This window comes from Blautia sp. HCP3S3_D9 (genome assembly GCF_052063845.1).
In the GTDB taxonomy this organism is placed as follows: Bacteria; Bacillota; Clostridia; order Lachnospirales; family Lachnospiraceae; genus Blautia_A.
In genome coordinates this window covers 1-16,725 of the sequence record NZ_JBQHWS010000079.1, presented here as the reverse complement: position 1 = coordinate 16,725, position 16,725 = coordinate 1, and the positions used below count along the sequence as shown (strand labels likewise).

Annotated in this window: 8 protein-coding genes and 1 pseudogene; all 9 read right to left on the bottom strand. The window is 38.0% G+C overall.

What is annotated here, in order from left to right; genetic code table 11:
- Window positions 1-753 (bottom strand): annotated as a pseudogene (locus ACTNES_RS13865) (hypothetical protein); the annotation flags it as partial.
- A 217-nt stretch (window positions 754-970) separates the two neighbouring features.
- On the bottom strand, window positions 971-3,370 hold the full coding sequence (cas3, locus tag ACTNES_RS13860) for a CRISPR-associated helicase Cas3' (protein ID WP_291814344.1): 2,400 nt from the start codon (window positions 3,368-3,370) through the stop codon (window positions 971-973).
- A 60-nt stretch (window positions 3,371-3,430) separates the two neighbouring features.
- Complete coding sequence (gene cas5 / locus ACTNES_RS13855) at window positions 3,431-4,165, bottom strand: CRISPR-associated protein Cas5 (RefSeq protein ID WP_279207545.1); 735 nt, start codon at window positions 4,163-4,165, stop codon at window positions 3,431-3,433.
- On the bottom strand, window positions 4,149-5,024 hold the full coding sequence (gene cas7i / locus ACTNES_RS13850; protein WP_279207544.1) for a type I-B CRISPR-associated protein Cas7/Cst2/DevR: 876 nt from the start codon (window positions 5,022-5,024) through the stop codon (window positions 4,149-4,151). The genes cas5 and cas7i overlap by 17 nt, the downstream gene beginning before the upstream one ends.
- A complete protein-coding gene (locus ACTNES_RS13845; protein WP_279207543.1) occupies window positions 5,021-6,718 on the bottom strand; it encodes a Cas8a1 family CRISPR/Cas system-associated protein in 1,698 nt (565 codons plus the stop codon). The genes cas7i and ACTNES_RS13845 overlap by 4 nt, the downstream gene beginning before the upstream one ends.
- 17 nt (window positions 6,719-6,735) lie before the next feature.
- Window positions 6,736-7,458 (bottom strand): CRISPR-associated endoribonuclease Cas6, encoded by a 723-nt coding sequence (cas6, locus tag ACTNES_RS13840; protein ID WP_279207542.1) that lies wholly within the window; start codon window positions 7,456-7,458, stop codon window positions 6,736-6,738.
- Window positions 7,459-7,806: 348 nt separating this feature from the next.
- On the bottom strand, window positions 7,807-8,454 hold the full coding sequence (locus ACTNES_RS13835; RefSeq protein ID WP_441039702.1) for a 4'-phosphopantetheinyl transferase family protein: 648 nt from the start codon (window positions 8,452-8,454) through the stop codon (window positions 7,807-7,809).
- 2 nt (window positions 8,455-8,456) lie between these two features.
- Entirely contained in the window at window positions 8,457-8,756 is a 300-nt protein-coding gene (locus tag ACTNES_RS13830) for an STAS domain-containing protein (protein WP_216460376.1), read from the bottom strand.
- A gap of 254 nt (window positions 8,757-9,010) precedes the next feature.
- Entirely contained in the window at window positions 9,011-16,666 is a 7,656-nt protein-coding gene (locus ACTNES_RS13825; RefSeq protein ID WP_441039699.1) for an amino acid adenylation domain-containing protein, read from the bottom strand.
- Window positions 16,667-16,725 lie beyond the last annotated feature (59 nt).

The following is a 16,725-nucleotide window of genomic DNA, read 5'->3' as shown; positions in this document are numbered from 1 at the left end:
GACTTTCGCAGGGAGAATCACGGTGTGGTTGTGTTCCGCCCACTCAGCATAGTCCTGATTTAATTCTGGCTGGATCCAGTCCTTGTTCGCAATCACGGCCTGTTTGCAATTGTCACAAATCACAATGGCAGGGACACCTCCAAAAGCTTTCAGCGCATGGTTATTAGCCTCTATCCAGTGTATCTCTTTTGTAGAGGTCATTCCTTCAGCGTAGATATACTGCGAATACGGAAGGATTGCTACAAACACCACAATCGGCGTGATCTCGCCTGTTAATCGGTCGATGAGATCAAATGTCTTGCCGGCAAAGTCAACTTCCATTGTTTGGGCAATCACAGCTGTGAAATGGGCTGTTTCGTAGTTCTCATCACACCATTTATTGAAGAGCTCGCAGAACTGCCTGTACTGGTACGCCTTTTTCCCTTCTGTTTTGCATCGCCTGCTATACCGATCCCAGCACACCTGAAGCGTCATGTTCTTTCGCTCATTCATCAGTTTCAAAACCTGTGGATAATCAGGATACTCGTAGCTTTCATCCCGGCCTCCTTCACCGGGCACTTTACCATACACTTTCACAGCGATTCCTGCATTGGTTATTCCGGGCGGAAGTGGGTAATCCAGTTCTTCACATTTTTCGAATGCATGAATAAATTTTAGCACCCCAGATTTGCTCATCCCCGTTTGCCGACTGATCTCTCGTGCGGACAGTTTTAGCACATAGTGCTTGTTAAGAATATCTTTGTAGTCTAACATAGGCTACCTCCTAAATAGAATCTCCATCACTTTTGATGGGCATCTCCATTATAGGCGGTAGCAGTATTTATTGGTTAAGAAAACTGGCCACTCGCTTCGCTCCGTGTCCACTTACGGCCGCAAAAGCGGCCACTGGGTGTCGCCGTATGCATTTACACACAAAGTAATAATAAATCATCACTCCTGTTATTCGTTCTTCCATATTTACGCCCCATATTCACACAAATATTCCATCCCGTTCTAATTGCTCTTCAAATAACAAACCTCGTCCTTGTCCACTTTCAACATCAAATTCATATCGATACTTCACTCTACGAATATCTATTATTTTCCTGTCTCCATTTTGTCCAACTGTTCCTCTGTCTGCTTCTTTCGGAAAGCCCTGATAAAGATTTAAACTTAACGTAAGATTTTCCAATTTGGATCTTATCAGGCTTCTGGCTTCCTTGCTCATATTTGATTTTTTCAGAAACTCTACTCCATTTTCAAATAATTGTTGATTTGCATTATAAATATCATCTGGAACAATTGTTATACTTTTGATATCCCTTACTTTAGCTTCATCTGCAGAATATTCTGTTGGATGGATTTCAGCAAACATTTTTAAATATTTTTGAATGTTTTTAAAATATGCAGTTTCTTTCACTCCATCCACGCTATAGACTTCATTCATATATGTAGTTTTTTCATCTTCAGAAAATAATGCATATTCATATTTTTCCAGTAACTCTAAAGACCTGTCATATAACTTGTCTTCATATATGCTTTGATTCTTTCCTTCTCTAACTCCATTTCGATTATCAAATATAATAATATTAGGCTCATCAGGACAATATCTGCCTTTACGATTACATCTTCCCATACGCTGCAAAAGGCTGTCCGCAGTACACATTTCTGTATATAAAATATCAAAATCTATATCCAGACTTGCTTCAACAATTTGTGTTGTAATCCATATTCCAGGTTCATCTGACTCAGAAAATTCCATAATCTTCTTTTCCAGAAAGGCTCTGTCTCTTCTGATATATTTGGAATGTAAGAGCCATACATTTTCTCCCTGAAGTTCTTTATACAACTTTTGTGCTCTGGAAACAGTATTGCAGATAACCAATACTTTTTTATTTATCCCCTGATTTCTAATTTCATCTAAATCCATTTCTGAATGTCTAATTTCTATTTTATGTCTGGGATATTTTTCTATCTGATATTCTTTACCAGTAAAATCTTGAAATAAGTATTGTTCCCCCTCAATTAACTTGTATTGTTCCATAAAATATTTGAGTACTGGTGGAAAGGTTGCTGTAATAATAGCAAATTTTCCACCTAACTCCTGTATCATTTTTAATCCATAAATGATAGTTGCAATTATACGTGGCTCATATGACTGAATTTCATCCAATATTATTTTTGAATATTTCAATGTAGCAGCAAATATCTCTGTTCCCAATGCCCTGTAAACAAATCTGAATAACTGATCTACTGTGCAGACTGTCAACGGTTGAGCCAGCATTCTGGCACGTTCGTATTTTTCGCTAATATCTTCTCCACTACCTTTATATTCCTTTAAGTATATTGCCATACTATCAGAATGTAGCAATGCTGCATCTTCATATGCATAGTTTTCTTTGATACGTAAATATATTGCATTGGAAGAAACTTTCAATGGCAATGTATAAAAACTTTTTTCTCCATTCATCCATAATAATGCTGCTTCCGTTTTTCCAGATCCTGTAGGTGCTATAACAACCAGATTTTTATCTTTGTTCTCTTTCATAAATTTCTGGGCTGGTCTTAATTCTTTTCCAATCAAAGAAGTTTCTATATTTTTTACCAGCCTTTTTTCTTTAAGGTCAACAGCGTTCTCTGCATTTTCATAACCAGCACTGACTGCATAGTCAAATTTATTAAGCAGGCCTTTTATCAAAAGATATTCATTCCATATAGTCGGTTCAACTGTAAATTTTCCAGAATAGATTCTATTACGAAATAACAAATCATCTAAATTACTGCAATTTAACTTTTTTATTTTTCTGTCTAAATATTCATTAATTTGTTCCATATAATATTTTTCTGCATATCTTCTGATTTCCGGACTTTCATAATGATCTTCCCTATCATGATGATAATAAACTGCGGTAATAAATGGACCAAAATCTTCTTCTGAAAATAATTCTGACAGATCTTCAAATTCATCTAGTGAAATAGTTACACCACTTAGAAATCCATGTGGAATTTGCGAAGTGCTTCCTACATCTATGCGAATCTCTGTCTTCAATTTCGGACATATTAATGTCTGAAAAACCAGATTTGCTTTCCCCAGATCATGTATTCTACATGCTTCTACTACTAATTTCTTTTCTTTTTCTGTAAAATATTCCCCATATTGTAAAAAAAACATCTCAGCACACTTCACAATGTCCTCATGATGTTCCCTTAATGTTTTCTGCTTTTCTTCTGAAGTTTTCGATATATTTTCAATATTATGATTCAAAATGTCTACTTCTGATTCCGTAAAATACTCATCAAGTTTTTCTATCACACATTGAAGATTATTTTTCATTTCACTAATCTGTTCTGAAGATAATGATTTTCTCTTCGATTTTGCATAATATTCCATATGTGCAGTCCTTTCCCAAAGCAAGGCAGACATTCCCGCCTTGCTTTGTACACCAACTTATCAACTGAAAACTATCGCCGCATCCTCCTCCATATCATCCACATATGCCCCTTTTCTTAATGTCATTCCCTGTGGACAATAATACGCTTTAATTCTTCCATTTTCTTTTTTCCATCGCCGCAATCCTTGTTTAGTAATTTCATACTCTTTTGTCAAATTGTAAATCGTCATTTTTCGATTTCGAATTTTTATTTTTTCTTCATCGTTCTTCCATTCAGACTCCACCGGAATATACATATCTCTTTTCAAATCTACTTCATCTTCCTGATGAATTTTCACGATATCAACTCTTTCTATATCCAACAAGTCTTCATAACGTCCTAGGGATAAATATCTAGGTGGATTTTTCAGTGAACGGTAAACTGTATCAAAGTCTTTTTCATTTGGAACGATATGAATAACCATATGGTTTTCGCATATGAGCTCAACATTTGCAATTCCACGGAAAATGCCATATTTTTCATCGTCTTCAATACAAATCTGGTGTCTGCCTTCCTCAAATTTCGCTCCTGCTGAAAAAGAATATCGTGTATAAAGTTCTGATACAGTTCCACTGTTTGTTCCCTGGATACAAAGTTTCATTGGATGAAATTCTGTATAGCCACACGCTGCATGAATCATACCTAAAACAGTAGAGTACGGAGGGAGCGGAAATGTTTCTTTGATAATAAAACTGCTTGGTTTTCTATAATTGACTAGATTCTGAAAACACTGTAATCTAATTGCTTTCTCCATAATACAGATCCACTTCCTCTTTTAAGTGCTTAAATGCAGTTCCTACAGATTCCGCTTTTAATTCTTTCTTTATCTTTTCCTCATTATCAAAAATCCCTGCAGTGACTCCGGCAAAAGTATATTCACCAAGTTCATTGTCGTTTATCAGTTCCTGCAATGTTTCTACATTTATTTTATTATCATCAACTTTTACCCTGTTTTCGAAGAAAGGATTCTTTCTGCTGTATCTTCCTCCAATAATAAATAACGGGCTTAAATTTTCACGTCTTCCTTTGATATCTCTATATAAATAATGTATGGAATCCAACAGAATTTTCACTCGTTCTGCTTTTTCTTCTTTTTTAATATTAATATTGCTATCTACACCTACTCTGTCCAAATCAATCGACATTGTATATGCATAATAAGAACGATGGATTTCACTCTGTGCAATACCATTTTCCAGATTTCCTCTGACAGCTAATCCCATGTTTGTCAGGAACTCCAGATTTCCCTGAAATGGTTCTAATGCAATAGCATTACTAAGTCTGGCAACTGCACTTCTGGTAGCTGCTCCGCCTTTCTGATCATCACCCTTTGCTGTTGTTTTCATATATCCAAACAGATCAATTTCCGGATAATCCGCAACCGTAGCAGACGGTGCAAACTGTACAACTCCACTTTTTCCGTCCACTGGAGTCTTGTCCCAGTTTGCCTGCTGCACAATATTGTATCTCATAGCCTGTCTGGAAATATAAGAATATTGCTCATGATTTCCTCGTGTCATTTTTTTCAAAGAAGAAATATTTCCAATCCCTTCTCCATAGTTTGCACTTTCTGCCAGAAAAATCATTGTAATCGTTAATCCTTCTCTCCTCATGACTGCTTATCCTCCTTTTTTTCATAGCATCCTTCCAGTCCCATTACAAATGCATAGCCGTATCTTGTGAATTTTTCCTGATCTCCAAGCATCTGCACTAATCCTGTTGGAATTAACAGTTCCTGTCCTTTTTCATTTTTCTGCGAACCATAAGAACTATACAGTCTCAAAACAACATCCATAAATTTTTCAACATTTCTTACAGATAAAGCATTCAACAGCTGATATTCAATTCCTCTAAGACAATCCCCTGAAGCCACCCCCTTAGATGCCATGATTGCTTTTCTTAAATCTGATCCGCTTCTTTTCATACTTGTGTACATAGCAATCTCCTTTCTTTTTTGTTCTTCTGTGAAGTATATAATTTCTGACTGTAGTTGAACTTCGTATACACAATTCACATAAAAGTTAAATGCATCTTCTTCGATAGCCGCTTTCAATAACTGGTTTAATAACTGATATTGATTACGATATTGAAGCAAATTGATAACCACTGTTTCATGTACATTGACAAATTCACTCCTGATTTTTATATAAGGAAATTTTCCCAATAATTGCAATGCTTTTGATACGCTTGAAACCTTTATAATATCCAGCATACTCTTATGAACAATTCCCAGCAAATATCTGTCTTCTGCTCTTATCCCACGAAGAATTACCTGGATGTTGGATATTTCCTGCATTTTTTCTTTTAACAGGATATTAATTGTTTTTGCAAACCATCGTGAATATTTTTCTCCTTCTGTTTTTTCACTGTTTACACTGTCTTTGTCTGTTTTTGAATTAGATTCTAGTAAGGCCTGAATATTATTATTCAAATTTACAAAAACAAATTTATTAGCAAACAGGCGGAATCCCAGTGGACTTAACGCATAAACAAATGTACATCCCGGACAAAGAAATGCATCTACTTTACACTCCCAAAAAGCAGAACGTTTTCTTGTAAAATCATCTCCAACTTCATTCATAAATGCTATCGAATTCTTTTCTTTCGGTCCTATCGGCATACCGCAATCAATGCATAAATCTTTCGCTTTTTTATGATCCGCTTCCAGATATTTTCGAAATGGTTCTGAGAAATCCTTTTCAAATAGTTCACGCATATTTTTCTTTGCATTTGCACGAATCAAAAAACATTTTCCACTCCAGAAACGATTGATGTATGTATATACCACGCTTTTCATAATGAATGTTTCTCTGCATTTCGGATGTTGTAGAAATTTTTCTAACTCAGTTAACCGCTCTTTCAATTTTTCTGCGTCTAACTTGTCATTTAGTTTATCTTTTTTTAACTTCTGATAAACTTCAGGCATATCAATTTCATCTTTTATATTTTCAAAACCTGCCTGATAACTGTTAGAAAGTAATTTATCATTGATAAATTTTAAATCCTCTTTCTCATCTTTTCCCGGATTCCATTTCCCGCTCTGGATTTTATCCAGGCACTTTTCAATTCTGTCAAGTACACCTTGATAAACTGTAGATGGTCCAAAATATTGTACGCAAGCTTTAAAATACATATCAGTCCAATCAGCGTTTAATGCAAAATCCATATCAAGCCACAAGCCCTGACCATCTTCTGTAATTCCGAAGTCCACGTTCTCTTTTGCTTCTGCCGATTCCAACATATATTTAAATCCTACAATGCCAGCATTTTTCAAAAAATCGCCTAGAGTTATCACATATTTGTCCAAGAAATCATCTCCTCCCGCTAATATATGATTTCAAATTTTCCGTGTCCGATAGAACGTCTTGTACCAAATCCTGCTAAATATAGTAGTTCCAATAACCGCGGATGTCCTGTTAATTTGTAAATCCCGATGCTTGCATCAACAGGTCTTCCCATAATTCTGGTAACTACTTTCTTCCCTTTCAAAGGCGTAATAGAGAAGTCATTAATGTTTCTCTCCATATTTATCTTTTGCAAAAAAATCCTCAAATTTTCTTTTACTATTTCGGGAAATTCCGGATCTTCATAAGTATAATAATTATCCGTATTGTCGTCACTGTTATGTTTTCTAGCTACCAAAGAACTCTGCATCTTTATAATTATTTCATTTTCCTCAATTTCTCGAAGTTTCTTTGTTTTAACAGATACTAATTTCATCGAATTTTTGTTCATATGAAACATTTTATATTTCATAAGGGTAAATGCATTAAAGAACATAAGCAATTCCTTCATATCAGCGTCTGAAAAAGTTATTGTAAATTTATTCATCCCCAGTTTAATTACATCTTGCATAAATTTAGCCCCAGGTAAATAGCACGCCCAACAATAAGTTTTAACTACAGACTCTCTTTTGTTATAAAGTTTGTCAAATAGCTCTGGAGAATAGTTTTCTATAGATGCTTTCATAAAACTCAGAATTACCTTATCTACATCAATAGGTAATTCTGAATTTTCTAATTGAAACTCTAGTTTTAATTCTGTCATTTGGAACTCCTCCTCTCTTTGTATCACTCCAATTTTTCTGTTTTCATTATACTACGTTCGGTATATTAATTCAATCCCTTTTTATTGGAATATATTTATTTTAAGGTATAACATTTTGACTTTATATGATTTTTCATTTATAATTAAAATTGTTTCATTGCTATACAACCATACTGGAATGTAAAATTAAACAGGTAATGAATCAATTATCTATTTATTAATAGTCCCATATTGGAATAAAAATAAAGACTACTGTAAAACGAATTATCAAATTCATTTACAATAGTCTCTATTTTCATATAGCCCAAATCGAATTTTGGTCCAAAATACTTCAAATCTTTTTTCTTTTCATAAATCTAAAATATCACAATTTTCCATCTGCTCCAGCTCAAACTCTTTTTCATTACATACCGAAAAAATATAACCATCAAATTCCGTAGTCTTAAAAAAGCACCGATTTTCCGGGCTTTTTCCAAGTATAAAGCCATCTGCGGTCGGGACAACTTCAAATGCACCCAGGGCAAGACTCATGCCTTTGCCTGTCATTTTCATGTAGCTTTCTTTTAGGGTCCAGAGGGTGAAAAATGCTTTGTTTTTATCATCTGCATTTTTTATGTAGTCTAATTCGGATGAATAAAAATAGTGTTCGGCGATTTTAAGGGGTGCATTATCGTTTTTTTCGATATCGCATCCGACTTCGCAGTCTGATAGTACTCCGACCACGTAATCTCCTGCGTGGGATATGTTGAAAAACAGGTTATCTACAACCGGTTTTTCATTTTCGGAATACTTCAGATTGCTTTCTGAAAGACCGTTTTCAGTCAGGATTTTTCTGATTATAATGCCTGCACCCAGGCTTCTTTTTCGGTCATCTGGTCTGTAATATCGCATTACTTTTTTTCTTCGTTCTGTACCAACCAGATTCAGAAGCCGCTGGTCTTGCAGCGGATCAGCAATATTTTGGATGTTTATTCTGTATAGTTTCAGATTGGACATTTTTATTTTTCAATCTGTATCTTCTGATCAAACCCAGTAAGTCTGAATACATCAAATACTTCATCAGAAACGTTTATAATTTTGAAGCCATCTTTGCCTGCCATTTTTTTGTATGCAGAGATTACCTGGCGTAAGCCGGCGGATGAGATGTATTCGAGTTTTGCGAAGTCGAATACGAGACTTGTTACGCTGTCATCGAGTTTTGAGAGTTCTTCTCCTAACTGCGGTGATGTCTGTGTGTCGAGCCATCCGGTGATTTCCATGGTTACTTTGTTTCCTTCTGTTTTGCTTACAATTTCCATTAATTTTTTCCTCCCTTTCAGGCGAACAGGATTACCTGGATAACTGCTTCGCAGTTCATCAGGAGATCTTAAGACCCTCCTGATATAATCCAGTTCTCACCTGTTGCTCATTACTTATTATTTTTCTCTCATTGTTTTTCTCTTTTCGAAAGTCAAGCGGATATTCACAATTGAAGCAAGAGACTCACTTGATTTGGTTAAAGTCCTCAACTTACTTAGTTACTGTGCACGGAACAAACAATAACCAACTTAACTTAATCAAAGAATGCCAGTCTGTCAAGTGCTTCTATTGCGCTTTCCAGGTATCTGTCGTCTGTGACAGGCCATTTGTAGTCGAGTCTGTAAAGTACCTGTGCGGTAAATTTGTTGCTGTATTCCATTGTATAGATCTCATTTTCATTATGTGAAGTATATGCAATCAGACCGGAAACAGCATCTGTATCTTTGTTGTCCTTTGCAAACTCCCTTACAGCTTCCTCGAAGTCTTCGTCTCTGACAATGTCAATGTTAAATCCATACCTGCGCATTGCATAGATCAGGTCTGCCATGTAGATCTGGTGGCTGTTGCATGCGTGGAATACAGTAAATCTTCTGTCGGTCTGTGTGAGTTTCAGGACTGCAAGTGCAGTAGAATCGATCGGTGAGAATTCTGCTGCTTCGTGCATGCCGCCCATTGGGAATTTGCCGACTGCTTTATAGCCTCTCAGGCTACGTAAGAATCCATTGGTGATAAAGTTGATCTGGAATTCACCATCGGAATCTCTGCTCATCAGATTTCCTACACGGATGATCTTTCCGTCAAGTCCGGCTGAAACTGCTTCCAGTACCGCTCTTTCTGCAAGGAATTTTGTACGGATATATTCGTTTGTAATACTCTGTCCAATGTACAGATCATTTTCATTAAATACTCTGGACATCGGCGGATTACCATCTGAGCCTTCCCCTGCAACGGAAACTGTGGAAATCTGAATCAGTCTGCGGCCATTGTTTTTACAGAACTCAATGAGGTTTTCAACGCCATGTACATTGATTTTCTCCAGAACATCACCTGCCGCAAAATGTTTTACACATGCAGCGCAGTTAATAATGGTCTGGAATTTGTAGGCAGCAAATCCCTCTACCTGTTCTTTTGATGTAATGTCGCCGTCTACACAAATTATACGCTCTTTAAACAGTTCTTCGCAAGGATTATCGAAATAATACATTAACATATGCATCATTCGTTTTTCCATGGATTCATAAGAGCCCTTACGTACCAGACAATAAACTTTGCCATCATAATTATCCAGATATGCTTTCAGGATATGTATTCCAAGGAATCCGGTCGCACCTGTGATCATGATATCTCCCAGATTTTCCTTTGTGACTCTGTCCACATTTTCTTCAACGTTTCCGCTGATCACACTCTGGATCTTGTTGTAATTGTAGTTTGAGAACTCATTATTGCTCTGCGGGTTGTCAAATGCTGCATTATCATCCACGATCGCTGCAAGTTCACGTATAGTCGGATATTTGAAAATATCTGCATATACGATGGAAATATTCTTCGAGAGACACATAACTGCAACTTTTGATGCAGTAAGTGAGGAACCTCCGATTTCAAAGAAGTTATCTTCTATTCCAACTCTGTCAAGGCCCAGCGCCTTTTCAAATATCTCGCAAAGTGCTCTCTGAACTGCAGTAACCGGCTCTACATAATCAGTTCCCTTTACACTTATCTCCGGCATCGGGAGTGCTTTTTTGTCAATCTTGCCGCCTGGTGTTACAGGCATTTCCTCAATGTGAACGAAGAATGACGGCATCATATAATCAGGGATCAGTGGCTCCAGAAATGTCTTGAGTTCTTCATCTGGAATACTTTCTCCTGTATAATATGCAGTGATATACTTGTTTCCACCTTTTTCAACTACTGTTACAGCGGCATTCTTTACCAGTTCATGTTTCAGAACGGCACCCTCGATCTCGCCAAGTTCAACACGATATCCTCTGATCTTTACCTGGGAGTCAATTCTGCCGATATATTCTATATTTCCGTCACCTTTCATGCGGACCATATCGCCGGTTCTGTAGAGACGTTTATCGTCTTCGCATACAGAGTATGGATTTTCAACAAATACAGAGGCTGTCTTTTCCGGAAGATTATGATATCCTCTCGCAATCTGACGGCCGGCATGGCAAAGTTCACCGGATGCGCCAACCGGAAGTCTGTTCAGATCTTTGTCAACCACATAACTGCGGACATTTCTCTGGGATTTTCCGATCGGTATGTTATCATACTGTCTATCAACCCGGAATTCTGTTGAAGATACAGTATTTTCTGTCGGACCGTAGCCATTGATCATCTGATAGGTTCGGTTTCTGTAATGCTTAAATTTCTCACCGCCCAGGGTCACAAATTTAAGATCCGGGGCATCTTCAAGAAGTTCTGCCACCAGCTCACCCATCTGTGTCGGGAATGTTGCGGTAGTAATCTTTTCATCTTTGATAAATTTTCCAACAGCAATGGCATCTTTTCGGATAGCCTCTGGCAGGATATATAATACAGAACCAGATGTCAATGGTGCAAACAGGTCGATCACGGATGCATCAAAGCAGAAACTTGCAAATTCTGCAACGATATCGTCTGTTGAAAGTTTTCTTGTAAGACGGATGTATTCGATCAGGTTCATCAGATTTCTCTGTTCGATCATAACTCCTTTTGGTTTTCCTGTTGAACCGGAGGTGTAGATCATGTATGCAAGATTCTCCGGTTCCGGAGGTGTAAGTTCTGCGGAAAGTTCAAAGTCTTTTGATTCTTCTGCAACATCGTCAAGGCTTATGATATTCTTATCATAGAACGCAACCAGGTCACGGTACTGATTGATCACAAGGAGGTTTTCTGCTCCTGAATCTTTCAGCATATATTCAATTCTGCTCTGCGGATACTCCGGATCTAACGGAACGTATGCTCCTCCGGCTTTCATAACACCAACATATGCAGCGGCATATTCCTTTGTTCTTCCGCACAAAATACCTGCTGCCTTTTCTCTGCCGAATCCATTTTCGGTAAGTTTCTGTGCGATGTAATCGGACATTCTGTCCAGTTCTCTGTAGGTGAACTCACCCATTCCGTCTCTTACTGCAGGTCTGTCCGGATATTTTGCTGCGGTTTCTCTGAACAGGTCTACGAAAGTTTTTCCTGCATGTTCCGGATCGTTCTCCATCTCTGTCTCTTCCTCAAACATCAGTCTGATATCTGTCGGATCATATTCTCTGAGGATTCCATCTGCTGCTGTTTCGAGATTATCTGCAAGATATTTAATTGTTTCCTCGTAATACATGTCGCCTCTGTATTCAATTTCAAAGACAAATTTATTTCTTTCAATTGAAATACTGATGGAAACAGGGGCTTTTGCCATATTTAACTGAACTGGTTCTTCCTGCGCATATTCGCCGCCAATGGTATCAAATGCGAAGTTATCTCCCTGATAGATCACCATGGCATCTGCTTTGATGTTAAATTCATGGCTGATCTGTGAGAACGGATAAATGTCGTTGTTCATGGAATTGATCAGCTGCTCCTGAACACCGTTCAGATAATCTTTCGCATTTCCTGAGAAATCGCAGTAAACAGGCAGTGTTTTTACAAGCATACCAACTGTTTCCGAAAGTCTGGAATCATTTCTGCCGTGATAAATAGTAGTAAAGACTGCATCCTTTCTGAAATTATATTTACCCAATGTAAGACCAAATGCAGCAATGAAGAATACATTCTCTGTAATTCCATGCTTCTGGCAGAAATCTTTTACTCTCTGTACGGAAACCTCTGTGGTTTCTCTGTGGTAAGTTTCGGCTGTCGGAACCGGGCCGTTTTTATCCGGGTAGAAGTTTATGCTTCCGCCGGCTTTCTCAAATATAGATCTATAGTAATTTTCTGCATTTTTGTAAGCATCGCTGTTCAGTGCATCTCTATTATCAAGCGCCAGGTCATAGGAAGTGTATTCTTCCGGTTCCAGTTTCTCTCCACTGTAGGCTCTGTTGATATCATTGATTATAATTCCAAGAGAGGTACCGTCTGCGATAATGTGATGAACATCCAGGAACAAGTAATTTCCATCGCAGGTTCTGTAAATTTCAAATCTGCAGAGTTGTTCATTGAACAGCATGTACGGGCGGACCAGAGTTTCTTTGTTCATTCCATTTATGATCTGTGTTTTGTAACTTAACTGATCATCACGTTTCTGAAGAACATCTCCGTTATCGTCCATAAAGAGACGGGTCTTCAGATAAGGATGTGCCTCAACTGTGCTGTCAATTGCTGTTGCAAGCCTGTCCAGATCTACTTTCTTATCAAGTTTCAGAAGATACGGAATGTTGTAAATGGTTGATCCCATATTTGCAGTGCATTCAATAAAGATTCCTTCCTGTGTATTGGTAAGAGGATAACTCTCCTGCACTTCTCTCTTTGTTCCTTTTCCTGCTGTTTTTACAAAGCCTTCCAGCATCTCGATCGTAGAGTTATTCTTGATATCTGATGTTTTTATCACAATGTCAAATGCTTTTGAGATCAGGATGTTGAGCTTGATCGCACTGATGGAAGTCAGTCCTGCGTCATAAATATCCGTTGTGATTCCAAACTCTGTATAGCCGAGTACATCTGCAATACAGTCAAATAATTTCTGCTGAATCTCATTCTGTGGCGGAACGATCTCTGCTATTTTTCTCTCCGGTACAGGAAGTGCTTTTTTATTTACTTTCTGGTTTTGATTTAGCGGGATCTTATCAATCTGCATGGTAACTGCAGGCACCATATAAGGTGGCTTTGTTTCTTTGATAAAATCATTCAGCTGATTGATGTCAATTTTACTGTCAGATACGATGTATGCTGCAATGTATTTTCCACCATTTGGCTCATCAAAGGCAACTACTGTCGCATCCTTGATGCCTTCGTATCTTCTGATAACTTCCTCTACTTCTGAAAGTTCAATTCTGAAGCCTCTGATCTTAACCTGGGAATCTTTTCTGCCGATGATCTGAATATTTCCGTCCGGAAGATATCTTGCTACATCACCGGAATGATACAGCACTTCATATCCTTCTGCATCATCATAGATATTCTTTGTATACACCTCTGCGGTTTTCTCAGGTTTATTGAGATAACCTCTTGAAACCTGCCATCCGGATATCATTAATTCACCGCAGGCACCATATGGAAGCATATGTCCAAACTTATCTGTTATATAAAGTTTGACATTATCAAGCGCTTTTCCAATCGGAATATTGGAATAATACTTGTCTACTTCAAATGCAGTTACAAGAATGGTAGTTTCCGTAGGTCCATAAACATTTACAAATTTATAATTCTTCGGCGGTTCACACGGAACAAGCTTCTCTCCTCCTACAGAAAGATATTTCAAACCTTCGCAGTCCATTTCCAGCGCAAACTGTCTTCCAACCTGTGTTGTCATAAAGGAGTGGGTGATACCATTTTCCTCAAAGTAACGCTGGATTCCAATAAAATCAAGGCGGATTTCTTCCGGTATAATATGAAGTTCTGCGCCATTTGTAAGTGCACCGTAGATATCCATCATAGAAGCATCAAAGCCAAAGGAGGCATATGCTGCTATTTTGGAACTGGAATCTATGCCGTAATATCTTCTATACCAGTGACAGAATGCAGTGATATTTCCATATTCAAGCATGCAGCCTTTTGGTACTCCTGTGGAACCTGAGGTATAAAGCAGGATAAACAGGTCATGCAGCTGCGACTTTTTCAGCTCTGCGTCTGTATCTTTAAGCTGCATGATCTCATCTGTAAATAAAACAGGTCCCTGATATCCGTCAACCAGCGGTAAAAGTTCTCTGGCTGCGATCAGAAGTTTGGCTGCTGAATCTTCCAGCATATACATAAGTCTGTCTTTCGGATAAGACGGATCAAGAGGCTGATATGCTGCACCGGCTTTAATTACGCCCATCGGCGCAATCGCCATATATTCACAACGAGGGATCAGGATGGATACTACATCTTCCCTGCCAATTCCCTGAGAGGCAATATATTTTCCAAGTCTGTTACTGATCTCATCCAATTCTTTATAAGTATACTTTTTGTCTTTAAATACAACAGCAGTATGATCCGGTATGGTCTGAACCAGTTCATCAAACATATCAGAAATCGTCTTACTTCTGTCATATTCACATTCTGTATGATTGAACTCAGCAATTTTATTTACTGCATTTTCAGAAATAACAGAGATTTCTGAAACATATTTGCTCTTCAGCATAGATTTCATTGCTGCTTCATATGCGTCAAGAATTCCGTCTATAAAAGCTTCACTGTACATATCACTGCGGTATTCTGCAGTAAGTACATACTGATTATCGTACTCTCTCACCTGGATCAGCATAGGCATTTTGGCCATATCAAGGGAAAGGTCGCTGCCTTTTGCGATCGTATCTCCGATCGGATAATCGTCACTGAGCTCTGCCTGATATGCAAATACGAGATCAGAATTAAATCCATATTTCGCGCAAATATCAGAGAATGGGAAAATATCATTTGCCATGGATGACAGTACCTGTTCGGAAAGTTCTGTCATATATGCCTGTATAGTTGTTTTTGGTTCAAATCTGCTGTAAACAGAAAGTGTTTTTACAAGCATGCAGACGGTATTCTCAAGTCTGGAATCATTTCTTCCATTATAAATTGTTGCAAAAAGGCTGTCCTCTGAATTAGAGTATTTTGCCATAAGGATACCAAACAGACCTGTAAATAAGACGTTTGGTGTAACTCCAAATTTCTCGCAGCTTGAGAGGATGGTATCTTCTTTGATGTTCAGTTTTCTTTCCAGATAGCCTTTTTCAGGAACTTTTCCTGCGCAGTCCGGAAGTGGAAGTGATTCTGTCTCAACTTCTCCAAAAACGCTGTCATAATATTTCTCAGCTTTTTTGTATTTGCCCTCTTTCATCTGCTGTTCTTCATCAAGGGCAGCGTCAAATCCTGTATAGGATTCTTTTTCCAGTTTTTCACCCTTATATGCCCGGTTGATATCTTCGAAAATAATATCGTAGGAATTGCCGTCTGCAATGATATGGTGAAAATCTGTAAAGAGATATTTCTTATCTTCTGTACAATAGATTCTGGCACGGAACAGACGTCCTTTTTCCAGTTTAAACGGACGTACAAGTTCATTCTTCAAGGTTTCAAACTGAGCATTTGTAGTTTCGATCACTTCAGGTATGAATGTGTCTTCACAAGGACGCTGTACCATTTCTCCTTTATCGCTGAGATAAACTTCTGTGAGCAGATAAGAATGTGCATTTACCATTGCTGTAACTGCTTCTGATAATTTCTGTACATCAACTGTATTTTCCAGTTCAAAAAGGAACGGGATGTTGTACACGGTGCTCTCCGGATTCTTGCTGCACTCTGCGAAAATTCCTTTCTGGGAACCTGTAAGCGGATAAACATCTCTCTTTTCATAAGTTCTGATTTTCGGAGCAAGCATAACATATTTTTCCAGTTTCTCAACTGTATTGTTCTCATGAATGTCACTTGTCTTTACAGTAACTCCAAATTCATCAGAGATCAGAATGCAGAGTTTCATGGCACTGATGGAAGAAAGACCGGCTCTGTAGAAGCTTGTGTCAATTCCGAAGAAGTCATTTTCCACAACTTTTGCAACGATTTCAAAGATTTTCTTCTGCATCGGTGTTTTCGGTTCTTTCAGATTTTCCGGCTGTGAAACTGGTTTCGGCAGTGCTTTTTTATCAATTTTTCCGTTCTGCGTTAATGGCATTTTTTCCATCTGGACAAAAACATCCGGAACCATGTAATGCGCCAGTGATCCTGATGCATAAGCGGTCAGTTCTTCGGTGTCGATCTCGCGGTCTGCCATAAAATAGCAGCAGAGATATTTGTTATCAACAGGCACTGTAATGCCTGTCTCTTATACACATCTCCGAGCCCACGAGACAGTCTGTGATCGGGTTT